Annotated in this window: 18 protein-coding genes and 1 pseudogene; 5 read left to right on the forward strand and 14 right to left on the reverse strand. The window is 55.9% G+C overall.

Features of this window, described 5'->3' with window-relative positions:
* From ACEW72_RS09155 to ACEW72_RS09165, 3 genes and pseudogenes are all read right to left on the reverse strand, one after another.
* Positions 1 to 2,388, reverse strand: coding sequence for a glycosyltransferase family 4 protein (locus ACEW72_RS09155; RefSeq protein WP_373476078.1), 2,388 nt, complete (start codon positions 2,386 to 2,388; stop codon positions 1 to 3).
* Positions 2,389 to 2,398: 10 nt separating this feature from the next.
* Positions 2,399 to 2,764, reverse strand: coding sequence for a PRC-barrel domain-containing protein (locus tag ACEW72_RS09160; protein WP_373476079.1), 366 nt, complete (start codon positions 2,762 to 2,764; stop codon positions 2,399 to 2,401).
* Positions 2,765 to 3,151: 387 nt separating this feature from the next.
* Positions 3,152 to 3,916 (reverse strand): annotated as a pseudogene (locus tag ACEW72_RS09165) (response regulator); the annotation flags it as partial.
* A gap of 143 nt (positions 3,917 to 4,059) precedes the next feature.
* Here ACEW72_RS09165 and ACEW72_RS09170 point away from each other — a divergent pair.
* Genes ACEW72_RS09170 through ACEW72_RS09180 form a run of 3 tightly spaced genes read left to right on the forward strand, consistent with a single transcriptional unit; the run spans position 4,060 to position 6,656 of the window.
* Entirely contained in the window at positions 4,060 to 4,299 is a 240-nt protein-coding gene (locus tag ACEW72_RS09170) for a NepR family anti-sigma factor (RefSeq protein WP_373476080.1), read from the forward strand.
* Complete coding sequence (locus ACEW72_RS09175) at positions 4,299 to 4,931, forward strand: sigma-70 family RNA polymerase sigma factor (RefSeq protein WP_373476081.1); 633 nt, start codon at positions 4,299 to 4,301, stop codon at positions 4,929 to 4,931. Before ACEW72_RS09170 ends, ACEW72_RS09175 begins: the two co-directional genes overlap by 1 nt.
* A gap of 33 nt (positions 4,932 to 4,964) precedes the next feature.
* Complete coding sequence (locus tag ACEW72_RS09180; protein WP_373476082.1) at positions 4,965 to 6,656, forward strand: sensor histidine kinase; 1,692 nt, start codon at positions 4,965 to 4,967, stop codon at positions 6,654 to 6,656.
* Here the strand turns inward: ACEW72_RS09180 and ACEW72_RS09185 are convergent, their stop codons facing one another.
* The 7 genes from ACEW72_RS09185 to ACEW72_RS09215 all read right to left on the reverse strand — a co-directional run bounded on the left by ACEW72_RS09185 (position 6,657) and on the right by ACEW72_RS09215 (position 10,870).
* Positions 6,657 to 7,019 carry a hypothetical protein gene (locus ACEW72_RS09185; protein ID WP_373476083.1) on the reverse strand — a complete coding sequence of 121 codons (363 nt, stop codon included), beginning with the start codon at positions 7,017 to 7,019 and terminating at the stop codon, positions 6,657 to 6,659.
* A gap of 132 nt (positions 7,020 to 7,151) precedes the next feature.
* Positions 7,152 to 7,382, reverse strand: a complete 231-nt coding sequence (locus ACEW72_RS09190) for a hypothetical protein (protein WP_373476084.1) — start codon at positions 7,380 to 7,382, stop codon at positions 7,152 to 7,154.
* A gap of 96 nt (positions 7,383 to 7,478) precedes the next feature.
* The gene (locus ACEW72_RS09195) at positions 7,479 to 7,748 is read right to left on the reverse strand and encodes a GlsB/YeaQ/YmgE family stress response membrane protein (RefSeq protein WP_373476085.1); all 270 of its coding nucleotides are present in this window, start codon (positions 7,746 to 7,748) and stop codon (positions 7,479 to 7,481) included.
* 15 nt (positions 7,749 to 7,763) lie between these two features.
* Positions 7,764 to 8,432: a superoxide dismutase gene (locus ACEW72_RS09200; protein WP_373476086.1), complete on the reverse strand. Its 669-nt coding sequence runs from the start codon at positions 8,430 to 8,432 to the stop codon at positions 7,764 to 7,766.
* 36 nt (positions 8,433 to 8,468) lie between these two features.
* On the reverse strand, positions 8,469 to 8,651 hold the full coding sequence (locus ACEW72_RS09205) for a CsbD family protein (protein WP_373476087.1): 183 nt from the start codon (positions 8,649 to 8,651) through the stop codon (positions 8,469 to 8,471).
* Positions 8,652 to 8,816: 165 nt separating this feature from the next.
* Positions 8,817 to 9,281 carry a YHS domain-containing (seleno)protein gene (locus ACEW72_RS09210; protein ID WP_373476088.1) on the reverse strand — a complete coding sequence of 155 codons (465 nt, stop codon included), beginning with the start codon at positions 9,279 to 9,281 and terminating at the stop codon, positions 8,817 to 8,819.
* 326 nt (positions 9,282 to 9,607) lie between these two features.
* Positions 9,608 to 10,870, reverse strand: coding sequence for an MFS transporter (locus ACEW72_RS09215; protein WP_373476111.1), 1,263 nt, complete (start codon positions 10,868 to 10,870; stop codon positions 9,608 to 9,610).
* Positions 10,871 to 11,079: 209 nt separating this feature from the next.
* Here ACEW72_RS09215 and ACEW72_RS09220 point away from each other — a divergent pair, with 209 nt between their 5' ends.
* A complete protein-coding gene (locus tag ACEW72_RS09220; protein ID WP_373476089.1) occupies positions 11,080 to 11,973 on the forward strand; it encodes a B12-binding domain-containing protein in 894 nt (297 codons plus the stop codon).
* Between the two features lie 341 nt (positions 11,974 to 12,314).
* On the opposite strand, the gene ACEW72_RS09225 is transcribed toward ACEW72_RS09220, so the two are convergent.
* The 4 genes from ACEW72_RS09225 to ACEW72_RS09240 form a co-directional block, all read right to left on the reverse strand.
* Positions 12,315 to 13,391: a lipocalin-like domain-containing protein gene (locus ACEW72_RS09225; RefSeq protein ID WP_373476090.1), complete on the reverse strand. Its 1,077-nt coding sequence runs from the start codon at positions 13,389 to 13,391 to the stop codon at positions 12,315 to 12,317.
* A complete protein-coding gene (locus ACEW72_RS09230; RefSeq protein ID WP_373476091.1) occupies positions 13,388 to 15,913 on the reverse strand; it encodes an FtsX-like permease family protein in 2,526 nt (841 codons plus the stop codon). Before ACEW72_RS09230 ends, ACEW72_RS09225 begins: the two co-directional genes overlap by 4 nt.
* Positions 15,906 to 16,580, reverse strand: a complete 675-nt coding sequence (locus tag ACEW72_RS09235; protein ID WP_373476092.1) for an ABC transporter ATP-binding protein — start codon at positions 16,578 to 16,580, stop codon at positions 15,906 to 15,908. The genes ACEW72_RS09230 and ACEW72_RS09235 overlap by 8 nt, the downstream gene beginning before the upstream one ends.
* A gap of 290 nt (positions 16,581 to 16,870) precedes the next feature.
* Positions 16,871 to 16,999, reverse strand: coding sequence for a hypothetical protein (locus ACEW72_RS09240; protein WP_373476093.1), 129 nt, complete (start codon positions 16,997 to 16,999; stop codon positions 16,871 to 16,873).
* A 270-nt stretch (positions 17,000 to 17,269) separates the two neighbouring features.
* On the opposite strand from ACEW72_RS09240, the gene ACEW72_RS09245 reads away from it, so the two are divergent.
* Entirely contained in the window at positions 17,270 to 24,913 is a 7,644-nt protein-coding gene (locus tag ACEW72_RS09245; RefSeq protein WP_373476094.1) for a choice-of-anchor I family protein, read from the forward strand.
* The last annotated feature ends 115 nt before the right edge of the window (positions 24,914 to 25,028 follow it).

Raw genomic sequence — 25,028 nt, forward strand, 5'->3', positions numbered from 1 at the left:
TTAATGTGTGGCGACCTTGGCCATCAAATTGGTGAGCGCGCTGTGCGCCAGCTGAAACGAGAGTACCGATTCTGCACCTTCGTTCAGATTTAGGCCGCGCGGGTTGATACCATCGCGGCAAGAACCAGTAAGCGCATCGCCTATGGCCACGCCGCGATCATTTGTTCCGGTGAACCAGTCATAAGCGCGGCTCGCATGGCCCAGCCAATGCCCGTCGCCGGTGGCGTCATACGCTGCACTGGCCCCGTCAATCGCGGCCCAGGCTTCGACAGGTTGTTGATCAAACGGGAGTGGTGGCACATATTCGTGGCCGAAGCTATCCGACCCTATCGGCCGGAAATAACCTGACGGACTGATCTGTAAATCCAAAATCCAGTTTAGTGTTTCCAGGCCGCGTTGCGTGACGTCAGAACGTTCAAGTCGCAATCCGGCGCGGATCAGGGCTTCTGGCATCCGGCAATTGTCATAGGCCAGAACACTTTCAAACCATGGCCAATCAGAACGGCGCGTTAAAGCGAGGCGTGCGAGAAGGAAGTCAGCACCATCAGATAAAATGGCGCGCGCAGCATCGTGTCCGGGTTGCGATGCCAGCACATAATCGGCACCCAGCATTGCAAATGCTGTCGCACGAGGAGATCCAAAATGGCGCGCGCTATCGACTGTCCTGTCAAATAGTTTACCTGCCCAGTCGCGCAGTGACGGGGTCAATCCTTCATGTGCGGTTGCGCCCAACGCCCATAATGCACGGCCGCAACTGTCTTCAGATCCTGCGGCTTCCAGCCAATTTCGGGCATAGCCCATGAAATTGCGGAATTCGCCGCTTTCGTCATTCCAGGAACTCTGCACAAAGCTTGCAAAAACAACTGCTAACCGTGATCGCTCCGGCTCTGCCTGAGCGCCAAGCCGGTTCGTCAGCATCAAAGCCCGGGCATTGTCATCTACGCAATAGCCATGGGCCCTATCTGGCACGCAAAAGATGGAATGCTGCATGATGCCTGTACCGTCACTCAAACGCATCAGGCCTTCGACGCCGGTACGGGCGGTTAACTGAAATGCTGGCGCTGCAACAGGGTTGAGACTGTTCAAAATCAAGTCGTGGCAGCGCGTTGCAAATGCAGGCCAAATCATGGACCGGCTGCGTTCATATCCACGGCGTTGTAGCGCAACCAAGCGTCCGGGATTTTTGAGCAATGCGTCGACTTCATCCGCCAACGCCGCGCTGTCATTGAATGGAACCAATATGCCATGGTCATCAGCCAACAGCTCGAGAGCATGGGCGTAAGGCGTCGAGATTACCGCTTTGCCAAGCGCGAGCGCGTAAGAGAGTGTGCCCGATGTCGCCTGATTGGCCCCCTGATAGGGCGTAATATAGATATCTGCTGCTTCGATCAGGTCGAGAAGTTCCTCGGTTTCCAAAAACGCATCAATCCAATGGATATGTGCCTCAACCCCCAGAGAGCGGGCCAAGCTTTGAAGTCGTTCGCGATAGGCCTCGCCTTCGCGCGCCAGCAAATTGGGATGCGTTGCGCCGACGATGCAATATAGCAGGTCAGGATGGGTGGCGAGGATATGCGGCAATGCGGAGATAACCGTTTCAATGCCCTTGCCCGGCGAGAGCAGGCCGAATGTCATCAGTAGCTGACGACCTTCGAATCCGAATTTTGCCTTGAAGTGATTGGTCCGGCCAAAGGGTCGGTCAGGAACGCCATGGGGAATTACTTCGATTTGATCCGCATTTGCGCCAAAAGTGTCACGCAGCAACAAGGCTGCACGATCGGTCATCACTATCAGCTTTGTCGCACGCGCAACCAATTTTTGCATGACGCGCATTTGATCTGGATCTGGATCTGGCATTACCGTGTGCAATGTCGCAATCAAAGGCGCCGCAATCCGGTCGGTCAGTTCGAAAATTTTGTCACCGGCGGGGCCACCGAATAGGCCGAATTCATGCTGAAGCCAGACAATGTCGGCGCTGCTCGCTTCTATTGCATGTGCCGCCGCGATGAAGCTTGCGCTATCATTTTCGATTATTACGCCGCGGACAGGGGCATCAAACACAAGGTCATTTGCGGCCGGCGCCATGGCATAAATGTCAATCACCGCTTCCGGAAAGGCTGCGGTGATCGAAGCGTGGATATCTGCTGTGAAAGTCGCGATTCCGCAACGTCGCGGTGTAAAACCGCCGATAAGCGCGATATGCGGCATATTGGGATTTAATCGCGCCAGCGATTGCGCCACGGGTTTTAGAACCATATTCTCGGGCGAATATGTTTCAAGCACAGGCTGTTCGAACTCACCGTCGAAGGCAGCTTCATAAGGGGCTGAAAAAATGCGTCCCGGCCGGGGGGATGGCCGGGACGCGCTGGCAGGAGGGGTGGTCGCCAGCATGTTCAAAATCTCACCAAGTAACGCCGTAATAGCTGTTGATCATCGTGCCATATGAGTCGTCAAAGACTGGGGCGTTGCCGCCAGAATGCTTGGGCGCCTTGTCAAGGGTTGGTTGGTCGATGTCGACCACAAAGCCGTGTTGCGTATCATTATATTGAAGCTTCTTCCAAGGCAGCGGATAATGTTCTTCTCCCATGCCCAGAAATCCGCCAAACGACATCACTGCGTATTCGACTTGGCCGCTGCGTTTGTTGACCATGAAATTCTGGATTTTACCCATTTTTTCGCCGTCTTTATTAAATACAGTAGTGCCTTCGACCATATCTGATGCAATCAATGACATCGTTTCTTTATGTTCGGGTTCGTGGTCGGCCATGATATTTTGTCCTCTGGTGTGTCTGAAGAAAACAACTGATAGAGGCTGGAAATGTTCCCGGAGAAATTCAGAATTCAGGGCATGGGTCGGTAAAACGCCGACTGGCCTCGCGCTTTATTCGGTTTGACCCGAAATCCGGTTAAGCGCATTTTTCACCTTGCGTGCTTCCTCAGCCAACTGGGCTTCACGCTTCGCGCTAATCGGATCGGATGCGCTCATACCCTCTGACTCGGCATTGAGCCGATTGTCCATTTCCGAATCCCACTCCGTTAGAAGCGCCTGTTTGTCGCCATCAGCAAGCTGCGGATCGGCAAGCAAGGCCTCTGGAGTGTCGAAATGTTTGCGCGGATCGGGTGTTACTTCATCCATTGCCAAAATAGCGGGCGCCGACGCCGCCAATCGTTCGCGATGGACCAGAAGAGCCTGGCCGATAGTGGCGATCACAGTTTCAGGTTCGAACGGCTTAGTGATAAGGTAAGTGGGTTCAGGCCGTTCACCGGTCAGCAAACGTTCCGGAAATGCGGTAATGAATATCACGGGCACGTTCATCGCGCTCAATATGTCTTTTACCGCTTCAATACCGCTAGAACCGTCCGCCAGACTAATATCGGCAAGTACGAGTTCGGGTTGGGTTCTTTTTGCCAACGCAACCGCTTCGGAACGGGTACGTGCAACGCCCGTGACACTGTGGCCTAGTGCTTCAACAATCGAGCGTATGTGTAATGCAATGATCGCTTCGTCTTCGATTATCATGACCGAAGATTGTAAGCTATCGGTGATGGATTGCCGGGCGAATGCGGAATTGGCCGAAACCGACTCAACATCGCTTCCAAGAATTTCGGCAGCCTCCTGCATGCTGAACCCTTCAACCACCGTTAACAGCAATGCCTGCCGACCCTGAACGGGTAAACGGGCGACCAGCCCGTCGCTGCCGCTCGGTTCAAACAAAGCATCGTGCCGCCATAATTGGTGAAATATGCGATACAGTTCCACACGCGCTGGCTTGCGGGCATCAAGTTCTTCGGGTGCGAGCAAAAGCCCCTCCAGCACCTGACGCACGGCAGCGTCGCCCATTTTTTGCGATCCTGTCAGCGCACGCGCGTAGCGGCGCAAGAAAGGGAGTTCAGGCGCAACCGCTTCTTTAAGTGACATATGTATTCCTCATTCGAAACAGTCAAAACCACCCAAAGCGGTTTTTGTTCCGCTGAACGGAACTTTTTTCGCGAGTACCGAGTTTACCCTAGCACGAATGGCAGACCGCCACCCAATTTTTTTTGAAGAAGGTACATATTCCGGTGACAAACACACAAACATCACCGACACTCAACGAACCCATGCTGGCGGAGCAAAAAGCAATGGTGATGGAGAAGACGGATAAGCCCGGCAATCATGATGAAGACAGCGCAGGCGATCCAATCGCCGCCGCGCTGAGGCAAATGCATGACGCGGTGGCAAGTGAAGAGCTGCCTGACGACTTTCTAAAGTTGCTTGACGAGATCGATATGAAAATCGCCTCCAAAAAAGCCTCGCACTGATGGGTACGGGAGAGAAATTAGACCCTGATAAGGTCTTCCGGGACCAGTTGTTCGCACTGCTGCCGTCGTTGCGCGCCTTTTCGCGCGGTTTATGTGGGCATCGCGAAATGGCCGACGATCTGGCGCAAGACACGATCATGCGAGCCTGGGCCGCCCGGGAAAGCTATACGCAAGGCACAAATTTCCGCGCATGGATGTTTATGATCATGCGTAATCAGTTTTATTCAACAATCCGGAAAAATTCGCGCACGACCTCGCTCGATCCGGAAGTGGCCGAACGCGTGCTGGTCGTCCAACCCGCGCAACAAAATGGCATCAATGTCGATGATGTCGCCAAGGCCTTGCAAAAACTGCCAGAGGAGCAACGTGAAACATTGTTGCTGATCGGTGCAAACGGCTTATCCTATGAAGAGGCTGCTGACGTGATGGGATGTGCCATAGGTACCGTAAAAAGCCGCCTCGCGCGGGGTCGGACAGCACTTACCGTAATGATCGATGGTCCTGCCGACAACGCAATGTTTGATTCCCCGCCGCAAAAGGCTAAGCTCGGCAAGGGTCAAGACGCCGCGCATCTATTTAGCGACATCCTGCGCGAGCCACCCACCACGAAGAGCGCGATAATCGTTAGCTAAACCGAGACAGGGTCGAGAAAGGGAAAGCGTTCGATGCGACCGGTCACCTTGCGTAATGGTCTGGTTCTGATCGTCATCGCGGCACTTTTGCCGATCGGTTCGTTAAGTATCGTGCAGGCGCTTTCGACCTTGAACTATTCGCGCACCCTCATCGGCAATAGATTGGTGACTAGCGCATTAGCAACGGCCGCACGCGAGCGTGATCCGCTGGTGATCAGCAAGCAAGTGCTGTTGACACTTAGCAAGGATCAGGCGGTGCTGTCTGGAAATGCAGGATGCAGCGCTGCGCTGAAGGCAGGGCTTGGCAACATCGCCGCAATTCCTAATGTGGCGCGCTCCGACGCAATGGGTCGCGTCCAATGTTCGGCTTTGCCGTTTGATCCAGCAATCTCCTTCGCCAATGAGGCATGGTGGCAGCGCGGTATCAAGGCACAGGGTTTCACAGTTAGTGCGCCCGTAAATGGGCGAATTTTAAAGCGGCGTATTCTTGTCGGAATGCAGCCAATCCAGGTTAAAGATGGCACTAATGATGGTGCGATGACCGTCGCAATCGACGCTTCATGGCTGGAGCGATCAATGGCTGCATCGGAACTGGATGCCGATGCCGCGGTCGCCATCGTCGACGAACAGGGAACCGTCGTCCTTACAAGTGAGAAAAGACAGCTACCACAATTCAACGTTGCTTTTGGAGACGCAAAAGTAGCCGACGCGATTGCGAGAGATGGTGTTGCCTGGATGTACGCGGTGGCTCCGCTTTATGATAACAAGCTTTTCGTTGTCTATGCCGAGCCGACCAAGCATTTGTTGGCAACAGCGGTTAAACAAGTTCGTATCAGCCTGCTCCTGCCGATTGCGGCCCTGCTGATCGCGTGTCTGGCGATCTGGTTTGGCACCACGCGTCTGGTCCTTCAATGGCTGGAGTCGCTCCGCACGCTTGCCTCGCAATTTGCAAAAGGCGACTTTGCCGGGAATGCAGAAAAATATGAGCGCGCCCCACGCGAGCTTGGGTTGCTCAGTGCCGATCTGCATAGCATGGCCCGTGCCATCGAAACCCGCGACCATGAATTACAGGCAGCGCTTGATGCCAAGACAGCCTTGACGCATGACATTCATCACCGGGTGAAGAACAATCTACAAATCGTCAGCAGCCTGCTCAATCTACAAGCAGGAAAGATCAGCGACCCCGCCGCGCGAGAGGCGCTAAACCAGACCCGCGCACGGATCGGCGGGCTCGCGCAGATTCACCGGTTGCTCTATGAAGAAAGCCACGATAGCGATCATGGCAATGTCAATATCGCCAGCTTGTTAAACGCGCTCTGTGTGCAGTTGCGCGCCTTGCACAGGGGTCAGAGCAATGTACAGCTGGTGTGCGAAGCGGCGTCACAAACCGTCCCCATCAACAACGCTGTTCCCCTAACTTTGCTTGCTGTCGAAGCGGTCACAAACGCGTATCGGCACGGCTTTCCTTCTGGCCAAAACGGCAGGATAGTCGTCCAGTTCATGGTGATAGACGAACAGGCAACATTATCTGTTACAGATGACGGCAGCGGATTTGATGTCACGCAAAAGACAGCGTCTATGGGAGGTCAATTGATGGAGGCCTTTGCGCAACAGCTCGGCGGCGTACTCAGCGTCGTTTCGACGCCTGGAAACGGGACAGTTATAAAGCTGGCATATCCGCTTTTGCACGAACAGGCAGGCGGTGGATTTGCGTCGGACGCATAGCTATTTTTTGAGCTCTGCGTCTGCCGCTTCAACGGCATTATCGACCTTTTTCAAGTCCGCTCGCACTTCGCGCTGTACGCCCTGTGCTTTTTCACGAGCAATCCTCGCATTGGCTTCAATCTGGGCCTGTTCTGCGTCCGCCTGACGCCCTTTGTCTTCAAAATTTTCATTGTCAGAACAGGCGGCGACCAACACGATAAGTGGCAAAACTGTGAGAAATTTGTGCACCGATATGGTCCTTTTGTTGGATGTTGACCAATAAACATCTGGCTTACGTATATGTTCGTTATGCAAACGTCGCCCTCCAATGGCGATCTGGATTTCGGCGAGGAATTCGATCAACCCGCCTGCGAGCAGCATCATTGCACCGACAAAAATCAGCGCAATAGTGTTTCCAAGATCAAGGCCGAGGACAAACTGACGGCGTGGTTTGCAAGCAAACCACGCCGTCTTTGAAATCCGGATAGGCGCTCGAATGTTTCACCTATCTGTTTTTCAATCCTTTTTCGAAGCCGCATTGGTCGCGGTTTTGACAGCTTTCGGGGCTTGATCCGACGTGCTGCGATGAAGGAGGGAAGAACCAATTGCAGTCGCCGCGGCGCCTACTGCAACACCGAGCACGGCGGCGCTGGCAATTTTCTCATTGGTGGTAACATGGCTCATCTGCTTGACAGCAGCTGCCTTGATCGCGACCACTTTATCTTTAGCTGTTTTCGTTGTTAACATGTCAGCTCCTTTGGGGTTGGATGCACCGCGCACCAGGACGATCAATTAAATTTCCGATCAGTGTGATGACGGTGCCGCTAAGGATTGTACTTGGTGTCAGCGAACCGAACCGCGCTGCACCAGATTGACGACCCCAGGCAGTACAACCGCGCCGAGTAGCGAGACGGCGAGTGACTTTATGTCAAATGCGCCCGATGTGATTGGCGCACCGCCAAGGAATGGTGTCAACAGATAGCCTGCCAGTACAGCGCCAACTACGCCGACCACGACATTCAGCAGAATTCCCTGCTGTCCATCTGTCCGCATAATCATGGACGCCAACCATCCGAGGATACCGCCAACGATGAGCATGATGATCAAATTCATTTCACTTCTCCTGATTCATGATGCGACAATAACGAACGGGGCCGCATTTGGTTCCACATCCGTCGGCGTTTCTTCGTTCATTGCGGATGCCGCCGCGGCAAGATTGGCGTTGGCAAAGTCCCAATTGAGCAGCTGGTCGAGAAACGCCGTGACAAAATCGGCGCGCCGGTTTTGATAGTCGAGATAATAAGCGTGCTCCCAAAGGTCGCAGCACAATAATGGCGTCTGCACGTTCAGCGCCGGGAGTTCCGCATCATGGGTCGTGACTATACCGACTGCGCCGTCTGTCGCGACCAGCCACACCCAGCCAGAACCGAAATGCTTGGCCGCCGCTTCGCTGAATGCGGAACGAAAAGCCGCGTCATCGCCAATTTCCCGTTCGATCAGCATCTTGATATCGCCGGTCGGCGCTCCGCCGCCATCTGGCTTCATCGACTTCCAGAAGAAATCATGGTTCCAGCTTTGCGCCGCATTATTGAAGATGGTTTGGCGGGCCGCAAGACCATGGGATTGGTGAATGACGTCTTTTAGAGGCAGGTCCGCTAACGCATCGCCCACAAGCAATTTGTTGAGCGTGTCAATATAGCCCTTGTGGTGTTTGCCATGATGTAACGCCACGGTTTCTGCCGAAATATGCGGTTCAAGTGCTTCCTCTGCATAAGGAAGTTTGGGGAGGGTAAACATAGGAAAACTCCTGAGCAAAAGATGCAATGGATGGAATTAGAACCGGTCGCCAAGCTTGCCTTTGACCGTTCCGATCTTGCTTTGCGCCTTGCCCTTGGCTTCTTGGGCGAGGCCCTTGGTAACCATTTCAGGATGTTCTGTGCTCTTGCCTACGGCAACCTTGGTCTTGCCAATCGCTTCATTGGTGGCACCCTTCATCTTGTCAACAAATTCACCCATCGAAAATCTCCTTTTCGTATCATCGAACTGTTCCGACGATATGCCAAACCCGCGAAATCCGGTTTTGGTCCCTGATGGACAATTTTTATACCGATGGTTTGGATCAAGCCGGCTCCGCCATTTATTCAACTTCGATCGGGCCAATCTTTGCCGTCTTAAGTCCGCTTATTTCGCGAGAAGTTTCGGCCAATTGGTGTTGGCAGAGCGAATGTGGCCCGGAATGTTCTTACCCCAAGTGTTACCGACCTCACGATTGTAATTGAGGTACAACTTGCCGTTCACAATTTTCCAGACGGTAGGATCGCCCGATGCGGTGTATCCTTGGCTGACGGCCCACGCGCAATAGCCGCCATATTGGGGGGCGTAGGCTGACGGATTGGCCTTGAACTTTGCAAGATTGCCGGCATTGGCGAAAAGATATTCGGCACCCTTGTGGCTAATCTTATAGGCTGTGCTGCCTTTAACCGGCTTTCCATTGGTGAAATAGGCGACGGGGTCATAACCCGATACCGCGACATTGCTGAATGTTCCGGTGTAAACCGGCTCGGTTTTGGCAAAGCCTTGAGCAGGATGGAATGCGACTGCACATCCAAGTGCAGCAGCGGCAATGATAGCAATATATTTGGCCATGAATCATCTTTCGTAAAACGTGCAATCGTCTCACGCTCATTCGTTGCATCGGCGTCCCCGGTTACATTTTTTTGGCGAAGACGAGTCCAGCCCCGTTCGTGTCATCAAGTCCTCGCGAAGCTTAACGTTAGCGCCGCAGCCTGACAATGGATTCGAAAAGCTAGCGCGAGTAGACTCGAAAATTACTCACGCCTTGTCGGCACGACTCGCCTTCATGACCTATCATTGAGCCACAGCCGACAGCGCCTGGGCTTCCTTTGCGGCACCTTCGGTCCTTCACGGTCAATGCTGTCCGAGCACGCTAACATTGCGGCCGCTCAGCCAGTTCAAACGAGGTTTTTAGGTCTGGCGCACGCTGGCGCCGTCTCAGGCATATACCAAAAGACCATGATAACACATAAAGCGACAAACGCTATCATTGCGCCGGGTGCAGCGGCCCATCCACTGTTCGTCACCAGCAGATGTGCAACCAAAGGCGTGAGACCACCGAATATCGCAGTTGCAGTTGTCGCGCCCAATGCGAGGCCGCTGAGTCTGCCTTCGCCGGGAAATTGCTCGGCAGTCGTGACGGCGCCGACCGCGCTAACAGCTCCGCCGAGTGCAGCCAAAACTATTGCTCCAGCCCATGTCGCAGCTCCGCCACCCCCCATCACCGCAAACATGCCTGTTGGCAGCATTATGCCGCCAAGTGCCAAAACCAGCAGGATGGGGCGACGACCATAAAGGTCGGACGCAAGCCCTATTACCGGGGTTACAAGGATAACCGTCAGCGCTGCAAGGACCGAGATCGATAGCGCGCGCGTCTCCGGCATAGTGCCAGTGGCATCAAGGAACGCCGGTACATAGGTAATGCCGACATAATAAGTTATTGAACCCAGCGCAGAGATCGCAAAGCCGCGTCCAATAGCGCTACGGTGTCGCGAGAGGGTCTGCCGGATCGGTTTTTCAGGCACCGTGCCGGCATCCCGTTGTCGCAGGAATTCCGGCGTTTCTTCGAGTGTCGCGCGTGTAATCAGGACCAGGCCGGCGAGCGCTGCGCCGAACAGGAAGGGCAGGCGCCATCCCCATGATACAAGTGCGTCTTCGGGCACAGCCCAAACGGTCAGCGCCGCTGCACCGGCCGCCAGCAGCGCGCCGATCTCGCTTGCTGCCGATGCACAGCTGGTGATCAGTCCGCGCCGGCTGTCCTTCGCACCTTCCATCAGGTAAGCGACGACGCCGGTATATTCGCCGCCAACCGAAAACGACATCAAACAGCGCAGCGCGATCAGCAGCACGCCGGCAAGTGGGCCAATCTGAGCATAAGTCGGCAGCATAGCGGTTGCGAGCATCGCTACGGTCATCAAAGCCATCGAACCCAGCATTGTTAACCGCCGACCCAGCCGGTCACCAAAATGACCAAAAACCAGAGCTCCAACTGGCCGCATCAGGTAAGCGATCGCAAAGCCGCCGAGCGTTTCCGTCATCGACTGTGGGCCAGTTCCGAAGAATACGCGCGCCAGCACTGTTGAAAAATAGAGATACAGTGTGAAATCATACCATTCAACAACGGTCGAAAGGCCGGCGACAACCATTGATCGTCGCGACATCGGCACGCGCGGATTGGACGAAGCGCCGGGCGCAGTTTGGTAAGTGATTTCGACCACGAGACAAGTTGGCGAATTTCGCCACCGGTGACAAGGCTCTTTGGCCTGTCGGTAGAAAAAGACGAATCTATTTAAAGAACTATGGACTCCCTCTTTCTGATATGCTGATATAACCACATAACCAAAACTAATGACAAAGTTAGGGGAGCGTAATGGGCCAGATGGGGAATGCGTTACATTTACAGGTTGTCGACCGCCATACCCTCCAACACTTCGAAAAGCATTTTATATCGCCCGAAATTTCTCGGCGTCACGATATCGCTATTCGCCAGTCTGACCTTGCCCGTTTTGTTTCAAACGAGATCGTCCCGCGACTGATGCGTCTTCATACAGAGGTGGTGCCAGACGCACCCCCTGTTGAATCGTTGATTGATGCCCTGAGGCCAAGCAGCGCGGAAATTGACGCGCTTGCCCACATTGTTCTGGGCGACGATCTAGAAGCCGCCGCCACCTATGTAACAATTATGCGTGATCGCGGACTGTCCATGGAAACTTTATATATAGAGTTGCTTGAGCCGACAGCCCGTCATCTAGGCGAGATGTGGGACAACGACGAATGTGATTTTATCGACGTCACAATTGGAGTCGGGCGCCTTCAGAAACTACTCGCCATCTTCAACGAGACTTATGCCCTGCCGGAACTCGGAACGAGACGCCGCGTGCTGATGGCAACGACGCCGGGTAACCAGCATTCGTTCGGCGCCTCGATGATCGAGAGGTTATTGTCTGCTGCAGGCTGGCAAGTTGATGCTGAGTATTCGGGCAATGCGGATGACATTGTAAACGCCGTTAGTCACCACTGGTTTGCTGTAATCGGCTTGACCGCGGGTTCAGATCGCCAATTAGAGGCACTTAAATCAATCATCGTTGAGATTCGTAAAGAGTCGCAAAATGAGGCGATCGGGATCATGGTTGGTGGCCCAATGTTTACAGAAAATCCCGCGATGGCATCGGCGATGGGAGCAGATGCAACGGCACCTAATGCACCTACGGCTGTCCTAGCCGCACAAAAACTTTTCGATCTGGCTGTGCCGAATTGGCGCTGAGAATATAAGGCAAAAATGCGCCGCGTTGCTTAGCTTGACCTGATAAACTTCCTTAGGGCTTAAGGCGAAGAGCAGCTGCGGACCATCGGACACCAGGCATTATTCGGGGGTAGCTATCGAGCTCATTGGCATGACCATCCCCACTAACATTGCGGACGTTCGTTTGAAGGAACTCGTTGTGCATTGACTGCCGTCCATTCACCGGCTTGCGTTAGGCAATTGATGGTGCACCCCGACCGACAACAGACGGTCTGCTTTGCGGCATATGCTTGGATTTAGAGGACATGATGGGAATGCTCAGGCGCAAACCGCGAACTGCGACAGAGCGCAAATGAAACACATCACATGGCAAGTGGTGCGGCATAGCCTGTGAGTTCGAGATAACCCCGACCACCTTCAGTCCGCACTAACCCTTCCCAGTAAACCGGCAAACCGCTTGATCGCGCATCAAGTTCCTGATCAGCAAACATCGGCGTGAGCGTCAGGCGTTTTTGACCCTCGGGCAATTTAATCGTCAGAATTTGCGCCACCGGATAGGCAGCTCCAGTGCGCTTTGATCGCCATGTTCGCGTTGGAGTAAAGACTACATCACCGGGTTTGAGGGTCACCGTCGTCCCGTTTGCGCGGCGGAATGTGCCGCCGGCCCAGACGCTGCGGCCATTTGCGCCGCGAATGCGGAACGCCATCAACGCAGCCCCATCGTCGAAGTTAAGCCCCGTCCAGTCCCAGCCGATTGCCGCCCCGCCGAGATAGCGCGACGACCATTCACGGTCGAGCCAACTCCGCCCTGTAACAGTCTCGGTTGAATTGCCGCGCGTAATCGTTCCCGCCGTCTCCAACTGAGGCAGCGAATAATAATAACTGGCCGATGTAGGTTCGGGACCCTTGCGGCTGTAGCCCCCTTCGCCTTGCAGAAGCGGTTGCTGCGTTGGCGTAAACATCAGCTTAAGCGCAAATCCTCGCGCGACAATCCGTGCAGAAAAGCGACCATCGGCCAGCCTGGCGAAGCGCCAATCCTTGATGTGAACATCGGCGTCACCAATCTTTGCCTCCGCAATGCCAAAACCGCCGCGCGCCGCGCGCTGATCATGCAGGAGTTTACCAATGGCAGGATCAGAAACAGCGGCGTGAGCAAAGAGGACTTGTCGTGCGGCAAACTTGCTGGGGTTGCGTGGGTCAACACGCGGCCGCGTGCGAAAAAAGGTGATCTGGAACCCCAAATCCTTTCCCTTCGCGGTTTTGACTGTTCCCGTCACATACCACCATTCAGTGCGAAAATCTGGATGTGAGCCGTGATCGGCTGGAAACGCGAAAGCGCGGCCGGTTTTGACGTCTGGATAGGAAAATCCCGGCGTCTGCGCGATACTGGCGCTTGTGAGCGCCCAAACGGCTATGATGAGTGATGCCGCGCGGATCACCAATCGGCCCTCACCGCTCGAACCGCATCCATTGACACAGCCCGTCGCCCGGCGAGCATCGCTGTGATCGCCGAGGCTACAACTAACGCAGTAATGACCGACAGCATCAACGTCACTGGCAGCCGCGTCGTCATCGTCCAGTTGAACGATTGCGGATTGATCACATGAATCAACACTTGGCTGATTGCGACGCCAAGCGTCACGCCGACCAACCCGCCGACCGCGCCAAGCAAGGCACCCTCAATCCCGAGCATTGCGACGATCTGGCCGCGACCAACGCCTATATGGCGCAGCATGCCAAACTCTCGTGTTCGTGCGCTGGCCTGCGCCGAAGCGGTGGTCGCAACGCCAGCCAATCCTACGATGATAGCAATCGCCTCAAGCACATATGTTATCGCAAAACTGCGATCAAAAATCGAGAGCGCCAGGGTGCGCAGGCTTGCTGGTTCGGCCATTGTCAGGCGTGACTTCAGTGGCGGCGGTGCTGCGGCTCTTATCGCCCGCTGAACATCCGCCATATCCGCGCCAGGTTTGAGCAGCACCGTTGCATCATCGCGCACGCTGTCACCGGTCAGCCGGCTATAATCCTTGGCGTCAATCACTATCGCGCCTTGCTGCTGTGAATAATCGCGCCAGATGCCCGCTACCGCAAAGCGGGCGTTTTGGCCAATCGGCAAACTGATCGCATCACCGGGTTTGCTCGCAAGAATACGCGCTGCAGGTTCGGAGAGCCAGACCGCGACAGTGCCAGGCGGCGGCGCAATAGCCTTCCCAAGCAATTCGAGCCTCGCATCGCCTGCGTCTACCGGACGCGCGATCAGGCTCATCGGTGGCTTGCTGGGATCGAGTACAATTGGTACCTGCCGATTGAACAAGACTGATTTGATACCGGGGATCGCCTGCAGCCGGGCTTGCGCCGCTTGATCAAACCCGCCCCAGCCGGGTTCCGATCGGACATAAAGATCACCCGACAAAATGTCGCCAAGCCATTCATCAACCGCGCCGCGAAAACTCGTCACCATAACCGCCATCGCCATCATCAAGGCCGTACTCGCCACGATACCGCATAGCGCGGTGGCGGCGGCACCTGGCGCGCCGTGAAGATGTTGGATCGCCAAATCAACCGGCACATTGCGGTGCGACGCGCGCGCCAAAGGCGCAAGGAGTAAGCGCGCAAGCCACGGCATGGCTGTGATGCCCGCAGCGAGTAAAAGCGCAACCGAGAGGTAGCCGAATAGCGGCAGCCGTCCAACAGCAGGCAGAAACGCGGCACCAAGCCCTGCGATTAGCAATGTGAGCGGCAACCACCCCGCCAGGGGATCACGGGGATCAACGCTATCCCCCGCATTCTTAAGCGCGACGGCAGGGGCGGCGCGTGCGCCTTGCAACGCCGGTATCAGACTACCCAAGACCGCCGCGACAACACCCAGCGCAAAAAACCCGGCACCTGCGAGAGGCGCAAAGATGAGTGCGGGCGGTGCATCGTCGAAAATCCCGCCCCCAAGGTCGCCGCCAAGGATATCGAGCGCACCCGCCGCAATGCCATAGCCTATGAGCAAACCAAACGTGGCCCCGATCAGCCCGGCAAGCGCGCCTTCGGTCGTCACCAATGCTACAATCCCGCCGCGTTGCAGCCCAAGCGTGCGGAGCAATGCGAAACTTTGCAAGCGTCGGGTGACCGAAAGCGATTGTGTCGAATAAACGAGAAACGTGCCCGTAAACAGCGCAACCAGCGCGAGCATCGTCAGGTTGACGCGGTAAGCGCGCGAGAGTCCATCGCTTTGTTGCGCGTCGTCATTCTCGTCGCTGACAACTGCACCTGTCGGGATCAGTGGCATAAGGCGCGCACGGACGTCGCTCGCCTGCGCATCGGGAGTTAATTTGAGGTCGATCCGGTCAATTTTGCCAAGCCGCCCGAACAGCCACTGCGCGGCGGCAATGTCGATCATGCCGACGCGCCGCCCCTCTGCAATTCCCGGCAGGAGGCCGCGCACGACCATCTGCTGAACCCGCCCATTGGCATTGACCGGCACACGGTCACCAATACGCAACTTTCCAGCGATAAGCGCAGCGCGTGACAGGAACAGCGCGTCACTGGCAAACAATTCATCGCCATCGCCACCCGGCCCAGTTGCCGACGCACCAACGAGGCTGGGCGTCACCCCGGCCGCACGGATGATATCCAACCCGAGCAATGGGAACGACTCGCCGCGCGCGCCAACTGCTTTAAGTACAACAACCGGGCTTGCATCGGCGATACCTTCAACCCTCAAAACCCTCGCGTATAGCGCTTCGTCAAAGCCAAGGCGGCTGGCCGCTTCGATTTTAAGGTCAGCGGAACCGTTCACCGTGTTCACTGCCTGGCCAAATGCCGTGAGTGCCGACCCGTTGATCAAATGCACCGCAAAGCCCAGCGCCACCCCTATGGCAATGGCAATCACGGCAATAGCGATCCGTCCGGGATGCTGGCGCGCCTCGCCAGCGATCAGCCACACAAGTGCTCGGGTCGAACTGCTAGCCATTGGCGGGCGCCAGTCCGCTCTCGGTCAAAACAAGCGTCCGGTCGGCAATGGCTGCTGCCGCCGCTGAATGTGTGACCAGCAAACCTGCTGATCCCGAATTTCGCGTCGAATCGGCAAACAACTGCAAAATGCGTGTGGCGGTTTCGGTATCAAGATTGCCCGTCGGTTCGTCGGCCAGGATCAACGATGGTCTATGGATCAGTGCACGCGCAATCGCAATCCGTTGCAATTCCCCGCCCGAAAGATCGCGCGCATAATCATCGCCACGGCTGCCAAGGCCGACCAGATCAAGCATCGCATCGGCGCGCGCCAAGATCTCGCGCTTATCACCGGCCGCAAGGGCGAGCGGCAACGCTACGTTTCGGCGCAGCGTAAGATAAGGGAGGATATGAAACGCCTGAAACACAAAGCCGATACGGCGGCGGCGTAAATCGGTGAGCCCGCGATCATCTAACGACGCCAGGTCTTCGCCGCCAATCAGGACCTGACCTTCATCATAGACATCAAGCCCCGCCGCGATGTTGAGCAACGTCGACTTGCCCGACCCTGACTCGCCTACAATGGCGACAAGTTCGCCTGCCGCAACGCTCAACGAGAGATTGCGAAACAACACGCGACCACCAGGAACGCTTTTGGTGAGCGCGCGCAATTCAAGTTGTGAGGCCAACGCTGTTCTTTCCGTTCTATCGTGCAAGAGCGCATGATAGCGCAAGGCCGTATCAGTGCGCCTTTTGGCATCAAACCACGCCTCTGACTAGAATTCGTTGTGTCGGCTTTTATCAAAATTTGACAATCGGTTTCGTAGACGATGGCAGGTTTTTCCATAACTTAGCCAAGACACGCCCGTCGCCTTCCACCTGTTTGTCGACATTCGACCTGAATTTAGCAGGCCCGAAAGCGGCCGAGCGTTGGAGTTTGGCCAACTTCAGCGTCTCCCGTCTCGAATCTTGGGTTGGGTTAGAAGTGTTGGTCTGTGAACTCGGTTCCAATCTGCTTTTCGATCGCTTTTTGCATCACCAGCACCAGTTTGGACTGTGCGCCGCAAAAATGCGTGCGATCTGCCTTCATCGTCGATTTCATATCCATAAATTTGGCGCCTCAGATAGGCCCAGCCCTGCTTGATCGGCCCCCCGAACACTGTCGGTGATCGATCCATCCCGGGTGCCACACAACTATAATAAAACCGTCAAAATAATCGCCATTAAAACGTTTAATTTTGTCACTCCACTTTGTTAACCATGATTCCAAGCGGCCCCGCTTCCCCATTTCCGTAAGCTCTCGGGCCGATTTGCCTTGTTGTAATTCATTCTCCGCCCATGCCCGGGCAACATCCAGCCAAGAGGACGCTGAAGCGCTATGAACGTATTCATCAACGAATTTCATTATGACAATGTCGGAACCGATGCAGGCGAGTTCATCGAGATTGCCGGCCCCGCTGGAACCGATCTGACCGGCTGGTCGATCGTGCGCTACAACGGTAACACGCCAGGCGCAGGGGTGGTTTATACCTCGCCGGGTTCGACCTTGCTTTCGGGGACGATAGGCAATCTGGGCAACGGTTTCGGCGTGGTAAGCATTTTGCTTCCGGTCGACGGACTGCAAAATGGCGGCAATGATGGTTTCGCTTTGGTCGACAATCTGGGCAACGTCATCCAGTTCCTGAGCTACGAAGGCGCGGTAACCGCTGCCAACGGCCCGGCGGCAGGCATGACAAGCACGAACATCTCGGTTGCCGAAAACAGCTCGACTCCGTTGGGTGCGTCGCTTTCGCTGACCGGAACGGGTTCGCAGGCGAGCGACTTCACCTGGACCATTGATCTCAACGACACGCCAGGCGCGATCAACAATGGCCAGACGTTCATCGGTGTTGGCGGTGACACGCAGGTTTCGATCGGCGATGTTACTATCACCGAAGGAAATGCAGGAACGGTCCAAGCGGTCTTTACAGTCACGCGCAGCGACACCAACGGAGAGTTCAGCGTTGACTTTGCTACCCTCAACGACGGGACAGCGACCGCGGGCAGCGACTTCGTATCGACCAGCGGCACCCTCTTTTTCACCGTCGGCGGCGCGGCGAGCCAGACGATCTCTGTTACGATCAACGGCGATATTACTTCGGAACCGAACGAATCCTTCACTGTATTCTTGTCGAATATCGTAAATACCGTAGGTACTGCAGTTCGGGACGATGACAGCGGCGTTGGAACGATCCTCAACGACGATATCTCAGTCACGCGTATCCACGATATCCAGGGCGCAGCGCACATCTCGCCGCTGCTTGGCCAGGTCGTTTCTACCACGGGCATCGTCACCGCGGTCGACAGCAACGGCTTCTACCTTCAGGACAAGGACGCCAATGCCGACGCGAACATCGCAACGTCGGAAGCAATCTTCGTGTTCACCAGCAGCGCGCCTTCAGCGGCAATCGTGGTTGGCAATGAAATCAACATTACCGGCACCGTCAGCGAATTTATACCAGGCGGCGCAAGCACCGGCAATCTGTCGACGACCCAGCTGACCGGCCCGACCGGCATCGCCGTGTTGAGCACCGGCAACGCACTGCCATCGGCAATCGTGCTTGGCGCAGGCGGCCGGATGGCGCCGACCGAAGTGATCGAGGACGATAATTTTGGAAGCTTCGATCCTGTCACCGACGGTATGGATTATTTCGAGAGCATGGAGGGCATGCGCGTGACCGTTCCGACCCCGCGTGCGGTTTCGAACACCAACTCATTCGGCGAAATCTACACCGTTGCCGACAATGGTGCCAATGCAACCAACCTGTCGGCGCGCGGCACGATCGTTACCCAAGGCAGCGTCGGCGACGGCCTGCTGGTCACCAACACCGGCCCCGGTTCGGATTATAATCCGGAGCGCATTCAGATCGACGCCGATTCGACCATCACCCCCGGTGGTACCCCGCTCGTCGATGTCGGCGCGGTGCTGAACGATATCACCGGCGTGCTGAGCTACAATTTCGGCAATTACGAAGTCGTGCCGACCAGCGCGATAACCGTCGCCACCGCATCAACGCTGACCAAGGAAACGACGGCATTGGTCGGAACGGCAGACACGCTGACCATTGCCAGCTACAATGTGCTGAACCTCGACCCGAACGATTCGGATGGCGACACCGACGTCGCCGATGGGCGCTTCACCAATATTGCCAACCAGATCGTCAATAATCTGCAGGCACCCGACATCATCGCCTTGCAGGAAGTCCAGGACAACAGCGGCTCGGCCAATGACGGTGTCGTGTCGGCAAACGTCACGCTGCAGACTTTGGTCGATGCTATCGTGGCCGCAGGCGGCCCGACCTACAGCTTTATCGACAACACCTTCATCACCAACAACACCAATGGCGGCGAGCCTGGTGGCAACATCCGCAATGCCTATCTTTACGATGCGTCGCGGGTATCGCTCGACATCGGTTCGGTAGGGACCACGACGGGCGCCTCAACCGCCTTTGCCGGTTCGCGTCCACCATTGGTCGCTACCTTCGAATTCAACGATCAGGCAATCACGCTGATCAACAACCATTTCAGCTCGAAGGGGGGCTCGACCCCGCTTTATGGCGCCAGCCAGCCTTCGCTGAACGGTTCTGCGCAGCAACGTCTCGATCAGGCGCAGAATGTCGCCGATTATATCGCGGGCCTTGCACCGGGAACGAAGACCGTCGTGCTCGGCGATCTCAACGAGTTCACCAACGAGGAATCGCTCGCTCCGCTCACCGGTGTGGGCCTCTCGGCCATGTCGCTGACGCTCACCGCCGAAGAACGTTACTCGTTTATCTTCGATGGCAATGCGCAGGAACTCGACCAGATCTACGTTTCGAGCAATGTCGCGAGCATCGCTCAGTTCGATATCGTTCACGCCAATACCGAGTTTGCCTTCACCAACAGCAGTGCGTCGGATCACGACCCCAGCGTCCTTGCGCTGAACCTTGCCGCGCCCAACTTCACCGTGATTGGCGGCATCAAAGTTTATGAAGAAGCCGCATCGCTTCAGGGCAGCGTAACTACGCCCGTCGCAACCAACGATGTCGTGCTCGTGCGTCTGGGTTCGATCGCCGCCGCGGTTTCGCCGGGTGCCGAGAGCATAGCCTTCAAAAATGGCAAGGCTTACTCAACCAACACCAACGCAGACACCATTGAAGTGACGAGAGTAACAGCCGAGGGTGTACTTGTCGCCGAAGCCCCGATCGCACTTTCGGGACTTATCGAATATGGGGACGTCAACAGCGTTGCCGTTAATGCCGGCGTTATTGCGATCGCCTATCAGAATGTTAATGCGGACCAGTCGGGCTATGTGGCGCTGTTCAACTCGGCAGACAACAGCTTGATAAAGACAATACAAGTCGGCATCCTGCCGGATCACCTGACCTTCTCACCCGATGGCTCGAAATTGCTCGTTGCCAACGAAGGCGAGGCGATCAGCTTGACCAACAACCCGGTCGGGTCGGTCAGCATCATCGACATGTCCGGCGGTGCGGCAGCGGCAACGGTTATCAACACGATCTCCTTTGCTTCGCTGAACGGTTCCGAAGCACTACTGAAGGCACAGGGGCTTGCGTTGCTTGCAGGACAGACGGCATCTGGCGATATCGAGCCAGAATATATCAGCATCTCGCCCGATGGCACCCGCGCTTACGTCACGTTGCAGGAAGTCAACGCCGTAGCGGTGATCGACCTCACCAACCCTGCTGCCGTCGCTCCTTTGTCCATTCAGCCACTCGGGGCGATCGATCGCTCGCTTCCTGGCAACGCTTTTGACGGAAGTGACCAGGATGGCGCCGGAACAGCTGGATTGATCGACATCCAGAATTATGATGTCCTTGGCCTCCCGCAGCCCGACGCCATCGCTAGCTACACTGTTGGTGGCGTGACATATTTCATAACCGCTAACGAGGGCGACTCGCGCGTCGGTACCGGCATAACCGACTCGGTGCGCCTGAACTCGGCGACCTATGTGCTCGATCCGACCGCTTATCCAAACGCAGCTGCGCTGAAAGACAATGATGCTATCGGCCGGTTAAACGTATTGACCAATATTGGCGATACCGATGGCGACGGCGATTTCGATCAGATTTACACACTGGGCGGACGCAGCATTTCGATCTTCCGGCAGGAAGCAGACGGCAGTATTACCAAGGTACGCGAGACCGGTGGTGAGTTTGAAGCAATTACTGCCGCGCTTTTCCCGGCGTCGTTCAACTCCAACCAAAGCACAACTGGCTTTGACAGTCGTTCGGACGACAAGGGACCGGAGCCCGAAGGCGTCAGCATTGGCGAAGTCAATGGCCGCGTATACGCCTTTGTCGGGCTTGAGCGTGTCGGCGGCTATATGGTCTATGACGTTACCGATCCCGCGAACGCATCGTTCGTCTCCTACAAGCCGCAAACCGGTGCGGACCTCGGCCCCGAGACAAGCGCATTTGTATCCGCCGCAGACAGCCCAACCGGTCAGGCGTTGTTGCTGAGCGCGCAGGAAATCAGCAACACCGTAACGCTCTATTCGATCCAGACGCAGAGCGAAGGCGATGATACGATCATCGGCGGCGTCGATGCCGAAAGCTGGAATGGTCGCGGCGGCAATGACAGCATTCGTGGCAATGGCGGCAACGACACTATAGACGGCGGAACGGGCACCGATACGTCTGTCTATAGCGGTGAATGGGTAGGCTATTCCGTCACCGGCGGCGGTTCGTCGGTCAGTGATTTGGATATCCTCAACGGCGATGACGGCACGGATATTCTCCAACAGGTCGAAATATTGCGCTTCAACGGCGTCAATGTTGCGGCGGCAGATGCGGTCAATGATGCGCCGATCGGCGGGAATGACAACAACAGCGGCGACGCGCTTGCTGAAGATGGCGACTCGACGGCGGCAGGCAATGTTCTTGCCAACGATAATGATGCGGATCTGGCGCTTGGCCTTGGTGAAACGCTCATCGTCAATGGCTTGCGGGCTGGAAACGAAGCCGCTGGCAGCGCTGTTACCGGCTTTGCTGGATCAACCACGGTTAACGGGACCTACGGCCAGCTGACCATGAACGCGTCAGGCACCTACAGCTATACGCTGGACAATACACGGGCGGCGACGCAAGCGCTCAATAATGGTCAAACCGTTGTTGAAAGCTTCACCTATCAGGTGGCTGACGCACACGGATTGATCGACACGGCAGAAATCAACCTGTCGATCAGCGGTGCTGCCGAGGGCTACAGGCTGCAATTGCTTCATCTCTCCGATGGTGAAGCCGGGACACTTGCCCCCACGACAGCGCCTTTTCTCGCGGCACTTGTCGACAAGTTCGAAGATGAATTTGCCAACTCGATCACGCTGGCAGGTGGTGATACATTCTTGCCAGGACCCTTCCTTGCCGCTGGCACCGACCCTTCGATTGTCTCGATCCTCAACGCGCTGACCGGTTCGACAATCGGCGCTAGTGGCGCGGCACCGGGCGTGGTCGATACCGCGATCCACAACCTTATCGGGGTCGAAGCCACCGGCATCGGCAACCATGAATGGGATCTCGGTTCGAACGTCTATCTCTCTTCATTGACAGGTGGCGGTTTCTCGGGCGCACAATATGCGTCGATCTCGGCGAACCTTGTTCTGGCACCGGCCGGTTTTCCAGCTGACCCGCTCAACGCACGATTCACGCAAACCGTTGGCACGGGCATTCTCGACAATGAAGAGGCTCAGGATCTCAAGGCGCGCATCGCACCTTCTGCGGTAATCAACGAAGGTGGCGAAAAAATCGGTCTGGTCGGTGTGACGACACAGATACTCGAATCGATCTCTTCGCCAACAGGTGCCGAAATCCTCGGCTTTCCTTTCGGAACAGGCGCTAATGGCGAAACCAACAACATGGCCCTGCTTGCGGCTCAGTTGCAACCAGTGATCAATGATTTGATCGCGCAAGGCGTGAACAAGATTGTCCTGCTCAGCCATCTCCAGCAGATAACGTTTGAGATGCAACTGGCGCCGCTGCTTACCGGGGTTGATATCATCCTTGCGGCGGGCTCCAACACCCGTCTGGGTGATGCCGATGACGTCGCTGTAGCCTTCCCGGGCCACGCCGCAGACTTTGCCGATACTTATCCGATTATTACAGCAGGTGCTGACGGCAAGACGACGGTAATCGTCAATACCGACAATGAATATACCTATCTCGGTCGCTTGGTCGTTGATTTCGACAACAATGGTGAAATCATTCTCGCCAGCCTGACTGACAATGTTTCGATTAACGGTGCCTATGCCTCGACAGCCGGAAATGTTGCCGCAGCCTGGGGCGATCTGGACGGTGACCTTTCCGACACCGCGTTTGCTGCCGGTACGCGCGGCGGCAATGTTGCGCTGCTGACCGATGCAGTCAATGACGTGATTATTGCCAAGGACGGAAATATCTTCGGTTACAGCAACGTGTATCTTGAAGGTGAACGCATTCAGGTTCGCAACCAAGAAACCAACCTCGGCAATGTCTCGGCCGACGCCAACGCCGATGCGGCTCGCGATGCGCTTGGGTTCGCATCGGATATTCCCATCGTCTCTATTAAAAATGGCGGCGGTATCCGTGCTCAGATTGGCACCATCATCAACAACCCCGACGGCACGGTTACCAAGGTTGCACCTGACGTGGGTGGCGAAGTCAGCCAGCTCGACATCGAAAATGCTCTGCGCTTTGACAACAAGCTGATGGTTTTTGACACAACACCGCAAGGGCTGCTGAACATCCTCAACTCGCCCAATGCGCTTGCACCGAACAATGGCGGCTTTATTCAGATCGGCGGCGTTCAGTTCTCTTACGATGCAACCCGTCCCGCCGGGCAGCGCGTCCGTGACGTTGCGCTGGTTGATGAGAATGGCAACAAGATTGCCGCCATCGCGAATGATGGCGTGATCCTGCCGGGTGCGCCAGCGCTCATCACTGCCGTGGCGCTGAACTTCACAGCCAATGGAGGTGATGGTTATCTGGTCAAGGCGAATGCGGACAATTTCCGGTACATCCTGAACGACGGCACGCTGTCGGCACCGGTCAGTGAAGCACTCGACTTCACTGCTCCGGCTAATGTGCCGCTCAACGCAATCGGCGAACAGCAGGCCTTTGCCGAATATTTCCAAGAACGCTACGCGACCCCGGAAACCGCGTTCGACCTTGCAGATACCGGCCAGTCGGGCGATCTGCGCATCCAGAACCAGGCTGCACGCGCGGACACGGTTCTTGTGGGTGAAACGCTCTCCGGAGACCAGTTGATCAACACACTTACCGGCGGCGCCTTCAACGACTCGATCTTCGGTTTTGCCAATCGCGACACGCTCGTCGGCAACGGTGGCGACGATGTCCTCGATGGCGGAACCAATCGCGACGTGATGATCGGTGGTACCGGAAATGACTTCTATTATGTCGATAACGTCTTTGATATTGTCACCGAAAATGCTGGTGAGGGTACAGATAGCGTAATCAGTTCAATTCAGTTGACGCTGGCTGCCAACGTTGAAAATGGCACAATAATCGGTGCTGCCAACTTCCGTCTGTCGGGCAATGCGCTTGATAACCGCCTAACCGGGAACTCTGGCAACAACCGACTGGAGGGTTTTGCCGGCAATGATGTGATCAGCGGCGGTAACGGCATAGACAACATATTGGGAGGCCTTGGCCTTGATATTATGACGGGCGGTGCCGACGGTGACCGGTTCCAATTCTCTGCCCTTGCCGAGACAGGAGTTGGAGCTACGCGCGATGTCATTACCGACTTCGAGCAGGGGATTGACCGCATTGCGCTTAACCTGATCGATGCAAATACCACCAAAGCCAATAATCAGGCGTTCAGCTTTATCGGCGACGCGGGCTTCGGCAATATCGCAGGGCAACTTCGCACTTACGCCGACGGCACAAACACAATAGTTGCCGGCGATGTTGAAGGCGACGGAATCGCCGATTTCGAAATTGCGCTGACTGGTACACTCACCCTGAGCGGTGCTGACTTCCTGCTTTGACCATTGAGTTGCGGGCGGATCTACCACAGATCCGCCCCTGCAGCGCCGAAATGGAATGCCGGTAACTGGCTGCAGCTCGACACAAAAACACTGATTTTCAATAGTTTAACGCTCG

It is taken from the genome of Sphingorhabdus sp. (assembly GCF_041737645.1).
Lineage (GTDB): Bacteria > Pseudomonadota > Alphaproteobacteria > Sphingomonadales > Sphingomonadaceae > Sphingorhabdus_B.

Coding starts and splice junctions, on each gene's coding strand:
- ACEW72_RS09195 (WP_373476085.1), bottom strand. CDS start 7,748: ATGAATTTGATCATCATGCTCATCGTTGGCGGTATCCTCGGATGGTTG.
- ACEW72_RS09190 (WP_373476084.1), bottom strand. CDS start 7,382: ATGTTAACAACGAAAACAGCTAAAGATAAAGTGGTCGCGATCAAGGCA.
- ACEW72_RS09175 (WP_373476081.1), top strand. CDS start 4,299: ATGGGTACGGGAGAGAAATTAGACCCTGATAAGGTCTTCCGGGACCAG.
- ACEW72_RS09205 (WP_373476087.1), bottom strand. CDS start 8,651: ATGGGTGAATTTGTTGACAAGATGAAGGGTGCCACCAATGAAGCGATT.
- ACEW72_RS09185 (WP_373476083.1), bottom strand. CDS start 7,019: ATGATGCTGCTCGCAGGCGGGTTGATCGAATTCCTCGCCGAAATCCAG.
- ACEW72_RS09155 (WP_373476078.1), bottom strand. CDS start 2,388: ATGCTGGCGACCACCCCTCCTGCCAGCGCGTCCCGGCCATCCCCCCGG.
- ACEW72_RS09215 (WP_373476111.1), bottom strand. CDS start 10,870: ATGTCGCGACGATCAATGGTTGTCGCCGGCCTTTCGACCGTTGTTGAA.
- ACEW72_RS09245 (WP_373476094.1), top strand. CDS start 17,270: ATGAACGTATTCATCAACGAATTTCATTATGACAATGTCGGAACCGAT.
- ACEW72_RS09230 (WP_373476091.1), bottom strand. CDS start 15,913: ATGGCTAGCAGTTCGACCCGAGCACTTGTGTGGCTGATCGCTGGCGAG.
- ACEW72_RS09180 (WP_373476082.1), top strand. CDS start 4,965: ATGCGACCGGTCACCTTGCGTAATGGTCTGGTTCTGATCGTCATCGCG.
- ACEW72_RS09240 (WP_373476093.1), bottom strand. CDS start 16,999: ATGGATATGAAATCGACGATGAAGGCAGATCGCACGCATTTTTGCGGC.
- ACEW72_RS09210 (WP_373476088.1), bottom strand. CDS start 9,281: ATGGCCAAATATATTGCTATCATTGCCGCTGCTGCACTTGGATGTGCA.
- ACEW72_RS09200 (WP_373476086.1), bottom strand. CDS start 8,432: ATGTTTACCCTCCCCAAACTTCCTTATGCAGAGGAAGCACTTGAACCG.
- ACEW72_RS09220 (WP_373476089.1), top strand. CDS start 11,080: ATGGGCCAGATGGGGAATGCGTTACATTTACAGGTTGTCGACCGCCAT.
- ACEW72_RS09160 (WP_373476079.1), bottom strand. CDS start 2,764: ATGGCCGACCACGAACCCGAACATAAAGAAACGATGTCATTGATTGCA.